The 209-nt window shown below is 44.0% G+C and carries 1 protein-coding gene; it reads right to left on the reverse strand.

The window, feature by feature from the left end; translation table 11 throughout:
* The coding region (locus BCT34_RS03620; protein WP_198594884.1) for a transposase at positions 1-209 on the reverse strand (209 nt) is incomplete at both ends.

The following is a 209-nucleotide window of genomic DNA, read 5'->3' on the forward strand; positions in this document are numbered from 1 at the left end:
ATCCCACTCTCTTGCACTTGCTCCCACCACGCATCCCAGAGCCCCTTAGCGTGCCCTTCTGATTCACAATACCAAAGCTCTTTGAGTTGTGCTCCGAGTATATAAGTGGTCATTAAGTCCTTATTGATATTCAATATTTCAGTAAGATAGCTATCTTGGCGTGTATTTAAGTTGCCTCTATTTTTCAGCAGTACCCAGCGTGAACGCTT

Origin of the sequence: Vibrio sp. 10N.261.45.E2 (genome assembly GCF_002875705.1) — a bacterium.
Classification (GTDB): Bacteria; Pseudomonadota; Gammaproteobacteria; order Enterobacterales; family Vibrionaceae; genus Vibrio.